The 18787-nt window shown below is 62.4% G+C and carries 16 protein-coding genes; 13 read left to right on the top strand and 3 right to left on the bottom strand.

The window, feature by feature from the left end; translation table 11 throughout:
- Positions 1-22: 22 nt before the first annotated feature.
- Positions 23-958, top strand: a complete 936-nt coding sequence (gene tolA / locus CHC01_RS32765; RefSeq protein WP_089267247.1) for a cell envelope integrity protein TolA — start codon at positions 23-25, stop codon at positions 956-958.
- On the opposite strand, the gene CHC01_RS26075 is transcribed toward tolA, so the two are convergent.
- Complete coding sequence (locus tag CHC01_RS26075; protein WP_081421764.1) at positions 933-1649, bottom strand: DUF599 domain-containing protein; 717 nt, start codon at positions 1647-1649, stop codon at positions 933-935. The genes tolA and CHC01_RS26075 overlap by 26 nt on opposite strands.
- Before the next feature lie 128 nt (positions 1650-1777).
- Here CHC01_RS26075 and CHC01_RS26080 point away from each other — a divergent pair, with 128 nt between their 5' ends.
- The 9 genes from CHC01_RS26080 (at position 1778) to CHC01_RS26120 (ending at position 10774) form a co-directional block, all read left to right on the top strand.
- Positions 1778-2434 carry a glutathione S-transferase family protein gene (locus tag CHC01_RS26080; RefSeq protein ID WP_089267248.1) on the top strand — a complete coding sequence of 219 codons (657 nt, stop codon included), beginning with the start codon at positions 1778-1780 and terminating at the stop codon, positions 2432-2434.
- A 148-nt stretch (positions 2435-2582) separates the two neighbouring features.
- On the top strand, positions 2583-3536 hold the full coding sequence (locus tag CHC01_RS26085) for a hypothetical protein (protein WP_089267249.1): 954 nt from the start codon (positions 2583-2585) through the stop codon (positions 3534-3536).
- A 50-nt stretch (positions 3537-3586) separates the two neighbouring features.
- Positions 3587-4024: a DUF1489 family protein gene (locus CHC01_RS26090; RefSeq protein WP_089267250.1), complete on the top strand. Its 438-nt coding sequence runs from the start codon at positions 3587-3589 to the stop codon at positions 4022-4024.
- Positions 4025-5053: 1029 nt separating this feature from the next.
- Entirely contained in the window at positions 5054-6202 is a 1149-nt protein-coding gene (locus CHC01_RS26095) for a thiolase family protein (RefSeq protein ID WP_089267251.1), read from the top strand.
- Positions 6202-6591 (top strand): Zn-ribbon domain-containing OB-fold protein, encoded by a 390-nt coding sequence (locus CHC01_RS26100; RefSeq protein WP_089267252.1) that lies wholly within the window; start codon positions 6202-6204, stop codon positions 6589-6591. The genes CHC01_RS26095 and CHC01_RS26100 overlap by 1 nt, the downstream gene beginning before the upstream one ends.
- A gap of 242 nt (positions 6592-6833) precedes the next feature.
- Positions 6834-7694: a MaoC/PaaZ C-terminal domain-containing protein gene (locus CHC01_RS26105; protein WP_089267253.1), complete on the top strand. Its 861-nt coding sequence runs from the start codon at positions 6834-6836 to the stop codon at positions 7692-7694.
- A 203-nt stretch (positions 7695-7897) separates the two neighbouring features.
- Positions 7898-8776, top strand: coding sequence for an SDR family oxidoreductase (locus tag CHC01_RS26110; RefSeq protein ID WP_089267254.1), 879 nt, complete (start codon positions 7898-7900; stop codon positions 8774-8776).
- A gap of 79 nt (positions 8777-8855) precedes the next feature.
- Complete coding sequence (locus CHC01_RS26115; protein WP_089267331.1) at positions 8856-9812, top strand: dihydrodipicolinate synthase family protein; 957 nt, start codon at positions 8856-8858, stop codon at positions 9810-9812.
- Between the two features lie 161 nt (positions 9813-9973).
- Complete coding sequence (locus CHC01_RS26120; RefSeq protein WP_089267255.1) at positions 9974-10774, top strand: NUDIX hydrolase; 801 nt, start codon at positions 9974-9976, stop codon at positions 10772-10774.
- A 9-nt stretch (positions 10775-10783) separates the two neighbouring features.
- Here CHC01_RS26120 and CHC01_RS26125 read toward each other — a convergent pair whose 3' ends face one another.
- Positions 10784-12352: a long-chain-fatty-acid--CoA ligase gene (locus tag CHC01_RS26125; RefSeq protein WP_089267256.1), complete on the bottom strand. Its 1569-nt coding sequence runs from the start codon at positions 12350-12352 to the stop codon at positions 10784-10786.
- 243 nt (positions 12353-12595) lie between these two features.
- Between CHC01_RS26125 and CHC01_RS26130 the strand changes: the two genes are divergently transcribed.
- Positions 12596-14776 (top strand): PQQ-dependent dehydrogenase, methanol/ethanol family, encoded by a 2181-nt coding sequence (locus CHC01_RS26130; RefSeq protein ID WP_089267257.1) that lies wholly within the window; start codon positions 12596-12598, stop codon positions 14774-14776.
- 102 nt (positions 14777-14878) lie between these two features.
- Entirely contained in the window at positions 14879-17560 is a 2682-nt protein-coding gene (locus CHC01_RS26135) for a PAS domain S-box protein (protein ID WP_089267258.1), read from the top strand.
- A 9-nt stretch (positions 17561-17569) separates the two neighbouring features.
- On the opposite strand, the gene CHC01_RS26140 is transcribed toward CHC01_RS26135, so the two are convergent.
- A complete protein-coding gene (locus CHC01_RS26140; RefSeq protein WP_089267259.1) occupies positions 17570-17929 on the bottom strand; it encodes a GrlR family regulatory protein in 360 nt (119 codons plus the stop codon).
- Positions 17930-18331: 402 nt separating this feature from the next.
- On the opposite strand from CHC01_RS26140, the gene CHC01_RS26145 reads away from it, so the two are divergent.
- Complete coding sequence (locus CHC01_RS26145; RefSeq protein WP_089267260.1) at positions 18332-18784, top strand: hypothetical protein; 453 nt, start codon at positions 18332-18334, stop codon at positions 18782-18784.
- The last annotated feature ends 3 nt before the right edge of the window (positions 18785-18787 follow it).

An 18787-nucleotide genomic window follows, 5' to 3' on the forward strand; every position in this document is an offset into this window, starting at 1 on the left:
GTACAGAAGTCTCATTAGCCCCATGGAACCAAGGCACCTCATCCGCGCAGCGATCGCCGTCTCGGTGGTCGGCCACCTCGCTTTGGCGGCCGGGGTCTATTTCGCCGATGCGCGTCCGATGGAGCAGCATGAGGAGAGCGTTGCCGTCGATCTGGTGACGCCGCAGCAGCTCGCAGAGGCCGAAAAGAAGGCCGAGGAGACGCCGCCGGAGCCTGAGAAAAAGCCAGAGAAGAAACCGGAGCCGGAATTTCGGCTGCCTGACCTGACCAACAAGCCGACCCTGGAAGAGCAGAAGACGCAGGCCGTCGCCGCCAAGCCGCAGTCGTCGGCGCAGAACACCCCGCCGCAGCCGCAGAAGACGTCGCCGCAGCAACCCGCGCCGTCACCGCAGCAGCAGGCCGCCCAGCAACCGCCGCCACCTCAGCAGCAAGCCCAGCAACAGCCGCAGGCCACTCCCGCAACGCCGCCTCCGTCAGCGCCTCCCGCTACGCAGCCGCCGTTGCAGCAGCAGGCTGCGCTGCAGGCTCAGCCGCCGGCGCCGCAACCCGGCCCACAGCAGGTGCCGCCGCAGCCCGAGGCCGATATCACCGTGAAATACGGCGTCATGCTGGGCTTGCCCGAAGGCTTCGGCGGCGGCGCATCGGAGCAGGCGGACCTGTCCAAGCTCGACATCGCCGCTTTTCGGCGGCATCTCAAAACCTGTTCGAAATTGCCCACCACCGTCGCGCGCGGCGATGACGCCAAGGTCAAGCTGCGCGCCGTGTTCTCGCCGGATGGCCGGCTGGTCGCGGAGCCGACGGTGATCGAGGTGCGGCGGCCGGCCAAGGCCGCGCTGCTGATGCAAGCGGCCAAACAGGCGCTGGAAGCCTGCCAGCCTTATGCGATGCTGCCGGCCGACAAATACGACGAGTGGAAAGTGCTCGATCTCGATTTTACGCCGCAGGATTTCGCGGGGTAACCCTGATTTCGGCATCCGGTGCCATGGCCTGCCAGGCATTGGAGGCGAACTGCCGGCGCCAGGTCACGATCACCACGGCAGCCGTCGAGACCAGAAACACCCAGGGGCTGACGAACCAGCCGAGATAGCCGAGCGCGAAGAAGAAGGCGCGCTGCCCACGGTTGAAGTGCCGGGCCGCCGCGCCAAACATCCGCGTCGTGCGCACCACATGCGCTTCGGCCTCCGGCGTGTCGCGCTTCGAGGCCAGCGGCATCGCGCCGATCAGGATCGCGACGTAGTTGAACAGCCGGTACGACCAGGCGAATTTGAAGAACGCATAGACGAAAATCAGAATCAGCCCGAAGCACTTGATCTCCCACATGCCGGGCGTGGTGTTGAAGCCGAGTGGCAGGTTCTGCATCATCGGCATCACTTCGTTGGTGGCGCGCAGCAGGGCCAGCGAGCCGCCGATGGCGATCAGCGTGGTCGAGGCGAACCACGCCGTGCCGTTCTGCAGCGAGGTCATGATATGGGTATCGACGATGCGCGCCTCGCGCTCCAGCAGGCGGCGCATCCAGACCTCACGATAGGCGTGCATGCGTGCGGACAGGCTGTCGCGGCCGTATTTGGTGTGCTCCAGCGTGATCGCATAGGTCGTCCACTCCAGGATGAAGAAGCCCAGCGCGAAGACGTCGACCCAGGAATAGTTGATCATGAAGCACCTATTGTATCAGCTGGCACTTCTGACACGCATGCCGTGATGCAGCAACAAGCCTGTGTACGCGGCTTGCTTGCAGAGGCGTATGCGTGGCAATTTACCGGTGTCGCAAGGAGTGGTTGATGTCGCTGTCGCTGGTGATCGGTAACAAGAATTATTCGTCGTGGTCGATGCGGCCATGGGTTGCGCTGAAGGCCTGCGGCATCCCCTTCGCGGAGGTGTTTGTCCCGCTGTACACGGATGCCGCCGACAAGCAGCGCATTCTCGATGTGACCCCGTCCGGTAAGGTGCCGGCGCTCGTCGATGGCGAGATCACGGTGTGGGATTCGCTGGCGATCATCGAATATGCCGCCGAGCGCTTTCCGGATGCAAAGCTGTGGCCGGAAGGCCGGGCCGCGCGCGCTCATGCGCGTTCGGTGTCCGCCGAGATGCATTCCGGCTTCATGCCGCTGCGCAACGAATGCGGTATGAACCTGCACCGGCCGGTCCGCGCGAAGGCGCTGTCCGACGATGCCAAGGCCAATATCCGGCGTATCCAGCAGATCTGGGCCGATTGCCGCGCGCGTTATGGCAAGTATGGACCGTATCTGTTCGGCGCCTTCAGCGGCGCGGATGCCATGTATGCGCCGGTGGTGCACCGTTTCCTGACCTACGACATCGATGTCACGCCGGAAGCCCGTACGTATATGGATACGATGCAGGCGCTGCCGGCGTTCCGGCAATGGACCGACGAGGGCCTCGCCGAGACCATCGTCATTCCGCGCTTCGAGGATGACTGAAAGCCGCCACGATTTCGTCATGACCGGGGCCGTGCCATAACAACCGCATATTGCGGGTTCATGGCAGCCGGACTTTCTTTGGAAGCATTTTCTTCGGAAGCAGGGCTTTCTTTGGAAAATTGGCTTCCACACATGCGGGGACGACTCGATGAACGGGGTATGGGCGAATTCGCTCGATCAAATCTGGCGCGCGCCGACGCTTCCGATGTGGCTCGCGCTGGCTGCCTCCATCTTCTTCGCCCTGATCGTGCTGGCGACGCTGCTGCGCGCCGAGAAGTCCGTCGCCAATGGTGCGTTGACCGTGATCACGCTGCTGGCGATCGGCGTTGCCGCTGCTGCGACGTTGCGCAAATCCGAAACCGCCGGGCAGGACGCCTCGCACGCTGTCGTTGCAATGCCTCAGGTGAATGCCTCGCTGCCGGCGCTGTCCTGCCTCGACGATCTCGCCGGCGATATGGTGCTCGCGGGCTGCGAGAAGGTGCTGTTTGGCTCCGCGGATTCGGTGGCGGCTGCCGTATCCGCCTCGGCTGCGCAGATCAATCGTTTGACGTCGTATGGCGATGTCGCCGCAGCGAATAAATCCATGACGCCTGAACTGGCCGGGCTGCGCCGCGCGATCGAGCGCGATCGCTACGGCCTGATCGCCTATGTGTTGCAATCGCGCGATCGCTGCATGCCGGAGAGCTGCGCTGCCTATGCCGCGCTGACCGATCACAAGCGGATTGCCGCGAATATGGAAGAGCGGGCCTATGAGGGTCTCGTGACGCGCTATGCGCCCGGCTGGAACGCGCCGCCTGCAGCTGCGGCCGCAGCGACGGGCGCGCTGGCCGGATTGCCGGCGTCGGTTCCGACCGGCAAGCCGACCACGGCCGATTTTCCGTCCTCGTCCTCGATCCCGCCGATCTCGATCATGACGGAAACGCCCGTGAAGCCGCCGGCCGCCGCCAATGCGCAGGCGCCTCCGCCGCGCGCCGCGACGGCAACGCCGCCACCTGCTGCTGCGAAGAAGCAACCCGCACCGAAGACCGCCGCTCGTCCACAGGCGCCTGCCGCCCCAGCGCCCGTGCAGCTTGCACCGGAGGCTCCGCCGGCCGATAACTGAGCGGTGGATAACGCCTTGTAAAACCGTGTCGCACTGCCGATTTCTGACCCATGCCCCTGCATCTCATCAAGCTCGCCGTTGGCTGCGAATCCATCGCGGATTTCAAGAGCTATCTCGCTGAACGGATGCGCGCAGCAAAAGCGCGCGGCGCGCCCCAGCATCACATCCACATCACCCGCATGGTGCCGAAACGCGATGTCGAACTGCTCGACGGCGGTTCGCTCTACTGGGTGATCAAGGGTGAGATCGCGCTGCGCGAAAAGATTCTTGCGATCGAACCGTTCCGCGACAGCGACGGTATCAATCGCTGTCGTCTGGTGATGCAGCCGAAGCCGGTCACGGTCGCGCCGCGCCCGCTGCGCCCGTTCCAGGGCTGGCGCTATCTCACCGACAAGGACGCCCCGCCGGATCTCGGCAAGGCTGCCGCGAGTATCGAGGCAATGCCGGAGCCGATGCGGCGCGAGCTGCGGGAATTGGGGCTGCTGTAGCCCACAATCGTCATTCCGGGGCAGGCCGGGCCGCGCAGCGGACCGGAATGAGCCCGGAATCCCGCAGTGTTTTGCGCCGTCGGAGACTCCCATGCTGAGATTCCGGGTTCGCGTCCGGCAAGGGCCGGCCACGCCCCGGAATGACAGTTTGGCGTACCCAAACATTTATTCCTATATCCCGTTGACAGTATCCCTTCCTTGATTATATTCCCCTCCGTCCTGCCCCACCGAGAGGGGCGATCGCGATCGTCACGTTCGCGGGGCAGGATGCGGTGGACGCCGGAGATGCGGCGTCACGCGGTTCATGGGGGGACGTCTGTCTTCGGGCAGGACGGATCTGCGCCAGCACTGCCACTGGCAAGGACACGGCCGGCCTTGAGATGGAAAGAGCCCTGGACAGTGTGACGGACGACCAAATCGAAACGCGTTCGGCCAAGTGCTTTGCGGCTACCCTGTCCCTCCGCCCTGGGACATTAATTTTGGTGATGGGACCGTTCGCCATGGCAGATGTGCAAGCAACCGAAAAAACACCGCATGCGGAACGTCGGGCAATCGCTCGGCGCCTCCGAAAGTCCTGATGCACACTAACCTGCGGAAGACCGCATTCGCATCAGGCCCAAGGGTGCAACGGGCACCCGGCGTTCCGCACGCCCTCTCACAAGGGGGCGGGAATGCGAAGCACGACGGCGCCCCCGCGCCGCAAACAATGGGGGCGATGACGCATGTCTGAAGAGCAGTGGCTGTTTGACAGTTGAATCCATGTCAGGCGTCGCGGCCTGCGCGTAACGCGCGCTGTCGTCGGCGCCGTCCAGCCCTCCACTTCCGGAAATCCTGACCTCCGCTTTTGTGAGAGCTCGCTGACCAGATTGGTAAACAGCTAAATCACTGGCGAAAAAGCTCCCCGGCTGTGTTGCATCCATTCCGCTCTGTGAAATTCACGTCCGCAGCGTGAAATGTTGTCGCTTGCCAAGGCTGCCGTGAAAGGTCACAAAAAACTGAACTGGGACGAAACACCAATCGGAGAGACGTTTGAGCATCAAGGGCAAGGCATATATCGCCGGCATCTACGAACACCCGACCCGGCATGCGCCGGACAAATCCATCGCGCAGTTGCATGCCGAAGTCGCCAAGGGCGCGCTCGAGGATGCAGGCCTGACGCACAAGGACGTCGACGGCTATTTCTGCGCGGGCGATGCGCAGGGGGGCCTGTGGCCGATGGTCGACTATCTCGGCCTCAAGCCGCGTCACGTCGACTCCACCGAGACCGGCGGCTGCTCCTACATCATCCATCTCGGCCATGCCGCGCAGGCGATTGCCGCCGGCAAGTGCTCGATCGCACTCGTCACACTGGCCGGCAAGCCGCGCACCGGCGCGATGCCGCCGCGTCTGCAGGGCGCCGAAGCCGATTTCGAGACCGCTTACGGTGCGACCACGCACAATGCCTATGGCATGTGTGCCATGCGTCATATGCACGACTACGGTACGACCAGCGAACAACTCGCCTGGATCAAGGTCGCAGCCTCGCATCACGCGCAGTACAACCCGCACGCGATGCTCAAGGACGTCGTCACCGTCGAGGACGTGCTGAACTCGCCGATGATCTCCGATCCGCTGCATCGCATGGATTGCTGCGTCGTCTCGGACGGCGGCGGCGCGATGATCGTCACTACGCCGGAAATCGCCAAGAGCCTGAAGAAGCCGCTGGTCCGCCTGATCGGCCACGGCGAAGCCATGAAGGGGCCGCGCGGCGGCAAGGATCTCGACCTCACTTACTCCGCCGGCGTGTGGTCCGGTCCGCGCGCGTTCGAAGAAGCGGGCGTGACGCCGCAGGACATGAAGTATGCGTCGATCTATGACAGCTTCACCATCACCGTGCTGATGCAGCTTGAAGACTTGGGCTTCTGCAAGAAGGGCGACGGCGGCAAGTTCGTGTCCGACGGCAACCTGATCTCGGGCGTCGGCAAACTGCCGTTCAACACCGATGGCGGCGGGTTGTGCAGCAACCATCCCGTCAATCGCGGCGGCATGACCAAGATCTTAGAGGCCGTGCGCCAGCTGCGCGGCGAAGCCCATCCCAAGGTGCAAGTGCCGAATTGCGATCTGGCGATCGCCCATGGCACCGGAGGCCTGCTCGGCGTACGTCACGCCGCATCGACCGCTATTCTGGAGCGCGTGTAATGACTGAAGCCAAGAAGTATCCGACGCCCGCCGGCAATCCTGAATCGCAGCCGTTCTGGGATGCGGCCAAGGACGGCAAGTTCATGATCAAGCGCTGCACGACCTGCGGCGAAGCGCATTTCTTCCCGCGCGCGATCTGCCCGTTCTGTTTCTCCGACAAGACCGAATGGGAACAGTCATCGGGCGAGGGCGAGATCTACACCTACAGCCACATGCGCAAGTCGGCGACCGGTCCTTACGTGATCGCCTATGTGACGCTGAAGGAAGGCCCCTCGGTGCAGACCAACATCGTCGATTGCGATCCGGGCAGTCTGAAGATCGGCCAGAAGGTGAAACTGGTGTGGAAGCCCACCGACGGCGCGCCGCTGCCGTTCTTCACGCCGGCGTAGCGCTCGCTTTCTTCCCCTCTCCCCCAGCGCGGCAAAGCCGCGCGCCGCGGGAGAGGGTGGATCGAACGCTCTAGCGAAGCTTCGCTTCGCAGGGGCGTTCGAGACGGGAGAGGGCGGTGCTTGCCGCTACCCCTCTCCCTGCAAAGTGTGGAGTGGGCGCCTGTGCTGCCCTCTCCCGCAAGGGGAGAGGGCGCAATTATCGGCGCCGCAAAGCAAAAAGAACAATCGAGGAGCGAGCTCAAATGCCCATCAACTACGAAGCCCTGATGGCGATGAAGAACATCGGCCAAAAGTATGCCTGGACCGATCGCGAAGTCATGCTCTACGCCTACGGTATCGGCATGGGCGCCGATCCGATGGACGAGAAGGAATTGGCCTTCGTCAATGAAGGCACCTACACGCCGCGTCCGCTGAAAGTCGTGCCGACTTACGCCTCGGTCGCCGCATGGGGTTCGGGCCCGGGCGAGATGGGCCTCAACAAGCTGCTCGTTGTCGATGGCGAGCGCGACATCACTTTCCACAAGCCGCTGCCGGTGGCTGCGAAGATCACCGCCGATAGCAGCGTGCTCGGCGTGTTCGACAAGGGCGCGGACAAGGGTGCGGTGATCCTGCACCAGACCATTCTGCGCGATGAAGCCGGGGAGGCGCTGGCGACCTTGGTAGCCTCACGTTTCGCCCGCGGCGATGGCGGCTTTGGCGGCAAATCGGAAGGCCAGCCCGAGCCGCATGCGATGCCGAAGCGCGCGCCGGACCGGACCGTTGACATCACCACGCGGCCCGATCAGGCGCTGATCTATCGCCTCTGCGGCGACCGCAACCCGCTGCATTCGGACCCCGAATTCGCCAAACGCGCCGGCTTCCCGCGTCCGATCCTGCATGGCATGTGCACCTACGGCATCACCTGCCGCGGCGTGCTGCAGACCTATGCCGACTACGATCCATCAGCCTTCAAGCAGCACGCGGTGCGGTTCTCGTCGCCGGTGTTTCCCGGCGAAACCGTCAGCATGGATTTGTGGAAGGACGGCAACGTGGTGAGTTTTGAGGCCAAGGTGAAGGAACGCGGCGTCACCGTGATCAAGAGCGGCAAGACGGTGCTGGCTTAACAACAACACACTCGTCATTCCGGGGCGCGCGCATCTTTGCGCGCGAACCCGGAACCTCGAAATGCTCACCACCTCTCTCCGGCCGGGAGGTATGAGGTGATGAACATGTCGGGATTCCGGGTTCGGTCTCGCCGCCTGCGGCGTCGATCTCGCCCCGGAATGACGAAGCTGAATAACAAAAAAACAAACACAGGGAGCGTGCCATGGGTCTTCTCGACGGCAAGGTTGCCATCATCACAGGCGCCGGCGGCGGCCTCGGTGAAGCCTACGCAAAACTGTTCGCACGCGAAGGCGCATCCGTCGTGGTCAACGACCTTGGCGGCCCGCGCGACGGCTCCGGCTCCGATCTCTCCATGGCGCAGCAGGTCGTCGACGCCATCAAGAAGGAAGGCGGCAAGGCCGTCGCCAATGGCGCCGACATCTCGACCATATCAGGCGGCCAGTCGGTGTTCGACGATGCCATCAAGGCGTTCGGCAAGGTCGACATCCTCGTCAACAATGCCGGCATCCTGCTCGACCAGACCTTCGCCAAGGCGTCCGAGGCGGCGTGGGACAAGGTGATGAAGGTGCATCTCAAAGGCACATTCTGCGTCACCCAGCCAGTCTTCAAGTGGATGAAGGAAAATGGCGGCGGCGTCATCGTCAACACCTCCTCGACCTCCGGCCTGATCGGCAATTTCGGCCAGAGCAATTACGGCGCAGCCAAAGGCGGCATCTGGGGCCTGTCCAATGTGCTGGCCATCGAGGGCCGCAAATACAATATCCGCGTCTGGACGCTGGCGCCGGGCGCGCTGACCCGCATGACCGCGGACCTGCCGCGCTATATCGAAAATCCCGGCGCGGCCCTGGGTCCGGACGGTATTGCGCCGGCGGTGCTCTACATGGTCAGCGATCTCTCCGGCAGCCAGACCGGCAAGGTGCTCGGCGTGTCCGGCCCGCGCGGCGTCCGCGAGATGAAGATGATGGAAATGGAAGGCTGGAAGCCACCCCATGACGGCTGGTCTGCGCAGGACGTGGTGACCCATGCCGGCGAGATCTTCTTCTCGGACGAGGCGAGCCAGCACGGGGCACGGCGTTTTTGAGGGGCAGTTGGGCTCGGTTCGGGCGGACAGACCGGATATTTCCCGGTAGAATGCCGGCATCCATTCACAGAGGCCCATGATGAAACTGACCGCCAAAGCCGCAGGCACCTTCGCCATCGCACCGACCCCGTTCCTCGACGACGGCCGCATCGACGACAAATCGATCGACGGCCTGACGGATTTCTATGCGGAGGTCGGCTGCAACGGCGTAACCGTGCTCGGCATCATGGGCGAGGCGCCGAAGCTGGAGGGGGCCGAGTCCGAGGCCGTGGCCACCCGCTTCATCAAGCGTGCCGGCGACAAGATGCAGATCATCGTCGGCGTTTCCGCGCCGGGTTTTGCGGCCATGCGCTCGCTGGCGCTGAAATCGATGGATGCCGGCGCTGCCGGCGTCATGATCGCCCCGCCGCCGCATCTGCGCACCGACGACCAGATCACCAACTATTTCAAGCAGGCGGTGGATGCCATTGGCGATGACGTGCCGTGGGTACTGCAGGATTATCCGCTGACCCTCACCGTGGTGATGACCCCCGCGGTGATCCGCAAGATCATCATGGACTCCAAGTCCTGCGTGATGCTGAAGCACGAGGACTGGCCGGGCCTGGAGAAGATCACCGCGCTGCGCAACTTCCAGAAGGACGGCAGCTTGCGCGAAACCTCGATCCTCACCGGCAATGGCGGCGTGTTCCTGGATTTCGAAATGGAGCGCGGCGCCGATGGCGCGATGACGGGTTATGCCTTCCCTGAGCTGTTGATCGACGTCGTCAATCTCCAGAAGAAGGGCGAGCGCGACAAGGCACATGATCTGTTCGACGCTCATCTGCCGCTGATCCGCTACGAGCAGCAGCTCGGCATCGGTCTCGCCGTTCGTAAATACGTGCTGCAGAAGCGCGGCGTTATTGCATCAAGCGCGCAGCGCAAGCCGGGTGTGGCGATCACGGCGCAGGCGAAGGCGGAGGTCGATTATCTCCTCTCGCGCGTCGCGCGCTACGACAAACGCGCGAATATCGCGCCGCAGTCGAGTGCTGCGGGTTAATAACTCCCCAAAGGTGTCATGGCCGGGCTTGACCCGGCCATCCATCTTCAGGGTTGCCAAGTAGAAGATGGATGCCCGGATCAAGTCCGGGCATGACAAACGAGAGGTCGGCGAGCGCCGGCACAACAGGCATCACAGAATGCCGATCAGGGAGAAACTGAATGCCAAGCGAGCCCGGCGTTGTGCGTCCTGCTTCCACCATCCTCCTGCTGCGCAAGGGTGCAACCGACGCCATCGACGTCTTCATGATGGTGCGGCACTATCAGATCGAATTCGCATCCGGTGCGCTGGTGTTTCCAGGCGGCAGCGTCGATGCCGGAGATCGCGAGATCGGCACACGGCCCGAACTCTATAGCGGCGGTGACGGTCTCGATCCCGATACGCTGGCTTTCAAAATCGCCGCGATCCGCGAGACTTTCGAGGAAAGCCGTATCCTGCTGGCGCGGCCACGCGGCTCTAACGACCTGATCGCCGCGACGAAGGCGAGCGCCATCGCCGATCAGCATCGCGACGCGCTGAATGAGGGCAAGGTCAAATTCGCCGATATCATCGCCGAGAACGATCTGGAGCTCGCGCTCGATCTGCTCGTGCCCTACGCACACTGGATCACGCCAGAAGGCATGAAGAAGCGGTTCGACACCTGGTTCTTCCTCGCCGAGGCGCCGCCTGAACAGGTCGGCATGCATGACGGCAAGGAGTCCACGGACTCGATCTGGCTGTCGCCGCGCGAAGCATTGGAGGGCGGGGCGTCCGGCCGTTTCACCTTGCCGTTCCCGACCACGCGCAATCTGATCAAGCTCGGCAAGCAACCCAGCGTCGCGGGGGCACTCGACGATGCCAACCGCAGCACCATCGTCAGCGTGACGCCGATCGTCACCAAGGATGGTGACAAGCGCCAGCTGCGAATCCCGCTTGAGGCAGGCTACGACGGCGAGGTATTCGAACTCACCGGCGCGCCATAGCGCGCTGGTCTATCCCGCTTTGGCTTGCGGCGCCGCGGCGGCATTCTCCCAGAATGGCCGCCGCAACTCGCGTTTCAGCACCTTGCCCGCACCCGACAGCGGGAACGGTTCATTGCGCACGTCCACGCTGCGTGGGCACTTGTAGCCGGCGATCTTCTCCTTGCAGAAGGCGATGATCTCGGCTGCATTGACACTCGCACCGGGCTTCGGAATGACGAAGGCGTGCACGGTCTCGCCCCATTGCGGGGCGGGAATGCCGATCACAGCGCATTGCGCTACGGCAGGATGCTGAGCAACGACATTCTCGACTTCGGTAGAGTAGACGTTCTCGCCGCCGGAGATGATCATGTCCTTCATCCGGTCGACGAGATAAATATAGCCTTCGTCGTCCATGTAGCCGCCGTCGCCTGTGTGCATCCAGCCGTCGATGACGGCCTTCGCAGTTTCTTCGGGGCGTTCCCAATAGCCCATCATGACGTTCTGCCCGCGCACGGCGACTTCGCCAACTTCACCATTCGGCACGGGCTTGCGATTGGCGTCGACGATGCGCGCCTCGCAGCCGATTGCCGCGCGGCCACAGGCGCGTTGACGGTTCTTGGCGGTGGCTTCCTCGCCGAAATGTTGATCCCACGGCAGGTGCGTCGCCAGCGGCGACAGTTCGGTCATGCCGTAGAGCTGATGGAATTCGGTGCCCGGCATGCCGGCCATCGCACGCTTCAGCAGCGCGTCGTTGATCGGCGAGGCGCCATACATCATGATTTTCAGCGATGACAGATCGGCGGTCGCGAAAGCGGGGTGATCGACCAGCATCTGGATCATGGTCGGGACGATCAACGTCGCCGATACTTTCTCGCGGGCGATGGTCTGCATTACCAACTCCGGATTGAACATCCGGACGATGACATTGGTGCCGCCAGAGGCCAGCGAGGTGAACATCACGCCGCCATTGGCGACGTGAAACATCGGTGCGGCGTTGAGATAGACCGAGCCGTAAGGCAGCAGGCCTTCGCTCATCATGTGCAGCGAGTTGCTCATGATATTGCCGTGGCTCAGCATCACGCCTTTGGAACGGCCTGTGGTGCCGCCAGTGTAAAAGATACCCGCGAGATCCTCGCGTGTCCGCATCGCATCCAGCACGGGCTCTGTCGATTGGATCAGCTCATCGTAGTTGTGCGCTTCCGCGGGACCTTTTTCGTCGTCCGCATAGACCAACGTGAGTGGCATGGCCTTGGCGAGTTCGACGCCCATGGCGGCGAAGGCACTGTCGACGACCAGAGCTCTGGCGCGGCAGTCAAGTAGGGAGTCGAGAATTTCGGCCTGGCTCCAACGCACATTGGTCGGCACGATTACAGCGCCGGCCCAGGCGATACCCAGATAGAGTTCGAGATAGCGGTCAGAGTTCAGCATCAGCACCGCCACGCGGTCGCCGTGCTTGACGCCAAGCTTTTGCAGCGCACCGGCGAGCCGCGCAACGCGATCTCCAACCTCGCGCCATGTCCGGCGGCGATCGCCGTCGATGGTCGCTATCGTCTGCGGGCTGGTCTGCAGCGCACGGCGCAGGCCTTGCGTGATATTCATGGCGCTTCCCCTCGGTATTGCGGATGCTGCGTGCATCTCTGTAGCGCGATCATAGCGATGGGTGAGGGGCGGGCAAGCGTAGCCGATCGCTTATATCTCACCAGATGGTTCAAAGGATCTCCGCGATCTTTGCGATGCAAAACGCGTCAGAGAAAAATCTGGAACTGTTCTCATCTGTTGACGATTCAACTCCTGCGCGTAACATCGTGACAGGCCCGCCAGAGGCCATTGGGAGTGAAATGCATGAGACAGCTTGCTCGTCGGGGCGCGTCTTCGCGTCCATTTTTCAACGGGACACTCAACTCACATACAATACTGCACCGTTGGCTCCGAACATCCATCGCAGTAGCGCTCGGCGCGACGTTGTTGGGCGGTGCCGCCAACGCACAGACCAAGGGCACACCGGATCACATAAAGGCGGTTACATCGGCAATCGATAGTGCCGCGATCACGGCCAATACGGCGACGTCCAAGGATTGGCCGACTTACGGCCTCGATTATGCCGAGACGCGCTTCAGCAAGCTCAATCAGATCACGGCCGAGAACGTCAAAGATATCGGCCTGATGTGGACCTATAATCTGGAATCCATCCGTGGCGTTGAAGCGACGCCGCTGGTGGTGGACGGCATCATGTATGTGTCGGCGCCATGGAGCGTGGTGCATGCCGTCGATACCCGGACCGGCAAGCGGCTATGGACCTTCGATCCCGGCGTAGATCGCGAGAAGGGCTATCGTGGCTGCTGCGATGTCGTGAATCGCGGCGTCGCGCTCTACAAGGGCAAGGTGTTCGTGGGGGCTTATGACGGTCGGCTGGTCGCACTGGATGCCGCGACCGGCACGAAGGTCTGGGAGAAGGACACGGTCATCGACCGCAAGATGTCCTATACGATCACCGGCGCGCCGCGCGTGTTCAACGGCAAGGTCGTCATCGGCAATGGTGGCGCCGAATATGGCGTGCGCGGTTACGTTACGGCCTATGACGCTGAGACCGGCAATCAGGCATGGCGCTGGTTCACGGTGCCCGGCGATCCGGCCAAGCCGTTCGAGGACGACTCGATGGCTGCCGCGGCGAAGACCTGGGATCCGGCTGGCAAATACTGGGTCAATGGCGGCGGCGGCTCGGCCTGGGATACGATCACCTTCGATCCCGACCTGAACATGGTCTATATCGGCACCGGCAACGGCTCGCCGTGGAATCGCAATCTGCGCAGTCCGGGAGGCGGCGATAATCTCTATCTCGGCTCGATCGTCGCGCTGAATGCCGATACCGGGAAATATCTCTGGCACTATCAGGAAACGCCCGGCGACAACTGGGACTATACCTCGACGCAGCCGATGATCCTGGCCGATCTCACCATCGACGGCACACCGCGCAAGGTGGTGCTGCACGCGCCCAAGAATGGCTTCTTCTTCGTCATCGATCGTACCAACGGCAAGTTCATCTCGGCCAAGAACTTTGTCGATGTGAACTGGGCTACCGGCTACGACGCCAGTGGTCGTCCGATCGAGGTGCCGGAAGCCCGCTCGCCGGGCAAATCCTTCGACAGCATTCCCGGACCGTTCGGTGCCCATAACTGGCATCCGATGTCGTTCAATCCGCAAACCGGGCTGGTCTATCTGCCGGCGCAGGGTGTGCCTTTGAACCTCACGGGCGAGAAGGCGCTAGTGCAGAATGCGCCGGCGGAGAACAAATTCGGCGGCACCACCGGCTGGAATGTCGGCTTCTCGCTCAATGCGGCGCCACCGAAGAATCTGCCGTTCGGGCGTCTCATCGCCTGGGATCCGGTGAAGCAGAAGGAAGCCTGGCGCGCTGAGTATATCGCACCCTGGAATGGCGGCACGCTCACGACGGCCGGCAATCTCGTGTTCCAGGGCTCCGCCGATGGCCGCTTCATCGCCTATAACGCCAAAACAGGCGAGAAACTCTGGGAGACGCCCGTCGGCACCGGCGTGGTGGCGGCGCCTGCGACCTATGTGGTCGATGGCGTGCAATACGTGTCGGTGGCGGTTGGATGGGGCGGCGTATTCGGGATCACCCAGCGCGCGACGGATCGTGAGGCGCCCGGCACGGTCTACACCTTCGCCATTGGCGGCAAGGCGCCGTTGCCGGCCTTCACCAAGTACCAGATCGGCAATCTGCTGACCGGGGTCAAATACGATCCCGCTCACGTGCCGGAAGGGACTTCGATCTACGTTAATGCCTGTGCGACCTGCCACGGCGTGCCCGGCGTGGATAAGGGCGGCAATGTGCCCAACCTGGGCTATGTCTCCACCGAGACCATCACCAACCTGAAGGACATCGTGTTCAACGGGCCATTCAAGGACAAGGGCATGCCTGATTTTACCGGCAAGCTCACCGAAGCGGATGTGGTCAAGATCCAGGCCTTCATCCAGGGCACGGCCGACGCGATTAGGCCGAAATAAACACCATGCTGGACGGTTCGGCCCGATCGGGCCGTCCAGCATGTTCCCCCGGCGGCTGAAGTCGGGATATATTGGGACGCTCTGAAGTCCGGTCCCACAACCATGTCCTCTGCCATTGCGGCATTCTTTCAGCGGGTCCGATCGTCCTCGCTCTCGATCGGCCAGCTGACTTTCAGCGGGTTCCTGCTGGTGTTGACGGTGATCCTGATCACCAGCATCGCCAGCGTGGTTGCGATCCGTCATATTGACAATACCTTCGCCGAGCTTGAGCGGCTGCAGAGCGTCGGCGATCTGGCCGAAAACATCGACCGCCGCCTGATCAGCCTGCGGCTGGCAGCACGCGATTTCGTCACCGATCCCGACGCACAGCCGGAAAAGGTCTCGCAGGCTGCCACGGCGCTCGGCGATCTCCTGAAGAAGACCCGGATCGAGCTTGCGCCCGAGCAGCGCGACATGATCGACGGTGTCGACGCGCGGTTGACCAAGTACCGCGAAGGGATTGAGCGCGTCTCATCGCTGATCGCACGTCGCTCCGCTATGCTGGCGACGCTTCCGCCGCTCCGCGAGCAATTCGAGAACGCCGTTCCGGATGTGACGAATTCAAATGCCGCCAACGCCATGTTCCGGGCGCAGAACGAGATCGCGGCGGCTTTGCTGGCGCGCGATCCGATCGGAGCCGAGCAGGCCGCCCAGCGCATGCGTGCGCTGCCGATCAGCACGCCCGCGCTTCGTGCGGCGGCCGATGCGTACACCGATGCAATCATTTCGATCTCGGAAACCGAGAGCGAGATCGCCGATCTCGACAGGGATGTGCTTGGCGCCGAAGGCCGATTAATCGGGCGGGTGACCGAATTGTTGCGCGAGCTTAGCGCCCGTCGTGGTCGGGTGCTGTCGCGTGAGTTCGCGCGCACGCTGACCGAGGCAAGATGGCAAAGCATCATCCTTGGCACGGCGGGCGTTCTGGTCGGGCTGTTGGCGGCACTGTTCGTGGTGCGGCGGATCGTGAAGCCGCTGAAGGCGATTGCCAAGTCGATCCGTGCGCTAGCTGGGGGCGCCAAGCACACGCCGATCCCAGCCATGGATCTGGAGAATGAAATCGGTGACATCGCGCGCGCCGCGGAGGTGTTCCGCAAGACGCTGGTCGATGCCGATGCCGCGCGCGAGGCGGCCTTGCATGCGTTGGCCGAGCAGAGGCTGGCGGAAGAGAGTTATCGCAAGCTGTTTGAAGGATCCGTCGACGGCATCTATGTGACGACGCCGGCTGGTGCGCTGCTCAATGCCAATCCGGCACTGGCGCGGATGATGGGGTATGATTCACCGGAAGACCTGATCCGCGCCACGCTGGATATCTCGCGCAACATCTATGTCGATCCCGCGGCGCGCGCCGAGTATCAGCAGCGCATGGCAAGCGACGGAATGGTGCGCGAATTCGAGTATCAGGTCCGTCAACGGCACGACACGGTCCTCTGGCTGTCCGACAGCGCCACGGCGGTCCGCGACGAGAATGGCGAGGTTGTGCGCTATGAGGGAACAGTCCGCGACATCACCAACCAGAAACATGCCGAAGCCGCGATCAGGGAAGGTCGCAGGTTGCTGCAGCAGGTCATCGATACCGTTCCTGCCGTCATCAACGTAAAAGACACCGATCTGCGATACGTCTTGATGAACCGGTATATGGCGGGGATTTTCGGCATCGAGCCCGGTGAGGCGATTGGGAAAACCACTGGCGAGTTGATGATGCGCTTTGGCGCGTCGAAGACCGACTCGCCTGACAAGATGGTGTTGGCGACCAGAAAGGGCCTTGGTTTCTACGAGGAAGAGTACAAGGACGCTGCCGGTGTGATGCGGCAGTGGCTGGTCAATAAGCTGCCTTTGCTGACGACCGATGGTGATATCCAGAACATCGTGACCGTGGCGCTCGATATCGGCCAGCGCAAGCGCAGCGAGCAGGAGATGCTCAAGGCCAAGGACGCCGCCGAAACGGCGCTACGCAATCTGCGTGAGACGCAGAATTCGCTGATCGAGGCGGAGAAGCTCGCGGCGCTTGGGCGGCTGGTTGCCGGTGTGGCCCATGAGGTCAACAATCCCGTGGGCATCAGCCTGACCGTGGCGTCATCGCTGGAACGCAAGATCGCGCTGTTCGGCGAGGAGGTTGCGCGCGGCGAGCTGCGCCGCTCGACCCTGACTGAGTTCATCGAGTCCAACCGCGACGCAGCGGCACAATTGGTTGCTAATCTCAATCGCGCGGCTGAGTTGATCCAGTCGTTCAAGCAGGTTTCCGCTGACCGCAATTACTCGGACCAGCGCGTCTTTGATCTCGCCGATCTCACCGAGCAGGTGGTGATGAGTTTGAAGCCAGGATTACGGAAACAGAAGCTGGCGCTTTCGGTCGACTGCAAGCCGGGATTGACGATGAACAGCTATCCGGGTCCGTATGGTCAGGTGCTGACCAATCTGTTCCTCAATTCCGTCGCTCATGCTTTCCCCGATGGCAATGGTGGCTCGGTCGAGATCAAGGTGCAGGAAGCCGGCAACGATCATGTGGAGATTCTTTTTGCGGATAACGGCGTCGGCATGAGCCCGGAGGTCCGGCGGCGTGCTTTCGACCCGTTCTTCACGACGCGCCGGGATCAGGGTGGCACAGGCCTGGGTCTGCACATCGTCTACAGCATCGTCACCAGCCGCCTCGGTGGTCGTCTGCATCTGCAGTCCGATCCGGGGCAGGGAACGCGCATCCAGATCATCCTGCCGCGCGTCGCGCCGCTGGAGATGGCAGCGGAATAGTAGACGCTGCTACTGCTGAAATTCCGCAAGCTTGCGTAGTGTCGCGCGGAATATCTGGCTGTGCTTGCCGACGAGCGCTGTGCCGTTCATCGTCGCCGACGTATCCGTGAAAGTACCCGACAGACCGATACCGACCGGTTGGCTCTGGCCGCCGAACAGTGGACTCATGTCAGGGCTGGGCGTGTGCTGCATGACGGAAACCTCGCCCTTGAAGGTGCCGGCTTCCTTGTTGAGAACATAGGTACCGACGTAGAACAGGTACGCGTCGCCGCCGAGCAGTTCGCCTTCGCGAAAGGTTACAACACCGCTGCCCTTGCCTGAACGCCCGTCGAGAAGCTCGACATGGATCGAGTAGAGTCCATTCTTCATAATAGCCCGATGGCGCAAACCCGTCCCTTGGTTGCGCAATCAGAAGTATTGCAAAGACCGTATACCAACGTCAACGCATTCGCGGGCGCTGTTGGTGCACGAGCGAAAGACCGAGTGACGCAGGTGCGCTCGCTTGCCGCCTTGGCACTTCGCGACGAGGGCGTTCTTAAATACCTCTGCCATTGAAGTTATCACCACAAATTCGCTGCAGTGCGAAGAGAGCCTGCCGGTGCTAATGGAGAATCGCCTATCGTTTGATTGGGCGTCTGTCGCGAAGTTGAAGCGCAGCCGTTCTTCGATAGTCGTATGATGCGCTTTACGTGAGTGACTACGGAAGAGGCGGGTACTTTGCCCGCGACAAACCTGAACATCATTGTGCCGGCCGGGGGCTGGAGCAAGCAAATGAGCGACTGGATGACTTCCGGCGCCGATGCGCCGTGTTCGCCAACTACTATCTCTCACGATCGACGCGTCCGGCGTCGTGCAGGCTGGCTGAAGCTGGGAGCGCCGACCTTGTGTATTGCGGTTCTGTTATCAGTGCCGCTGATGCAATCGGTCGCTGCGCGCGATCGCGGACAATTCGCCAATACCAGCCCCGATCTGAAAGCCTGGTTCGATAGTCTGCGCAGCGGCAAGGGGCCGTGTTGTTCCGATGCAGACGGCAGCGCCGTCAGCGATGTGGATTGGGAATCCAACAGTGGACACTACAAGGTGCGGATCGACGGGATGTGGCTCGACGTACCTGACGAAGCTGTCATCACGGTGCCGAACCGCGTCGGTCGCACCATGGTGTGGCCGATACAGGGTTCGTCCGGCACAGTGATCCGTTGTTTCATGCCAGGTAGCATGACGTAGCTG

It is taken from the genome of Tardiphaga sp. OK246 (assembly GCF_900188215.1).
GTDB lineage: Bacteria > Pseudomonadota > Alphaproteobacteria > Rhizobiales > Xanthobacteraceae > Tardiphaga > Tardiphaga robiniae.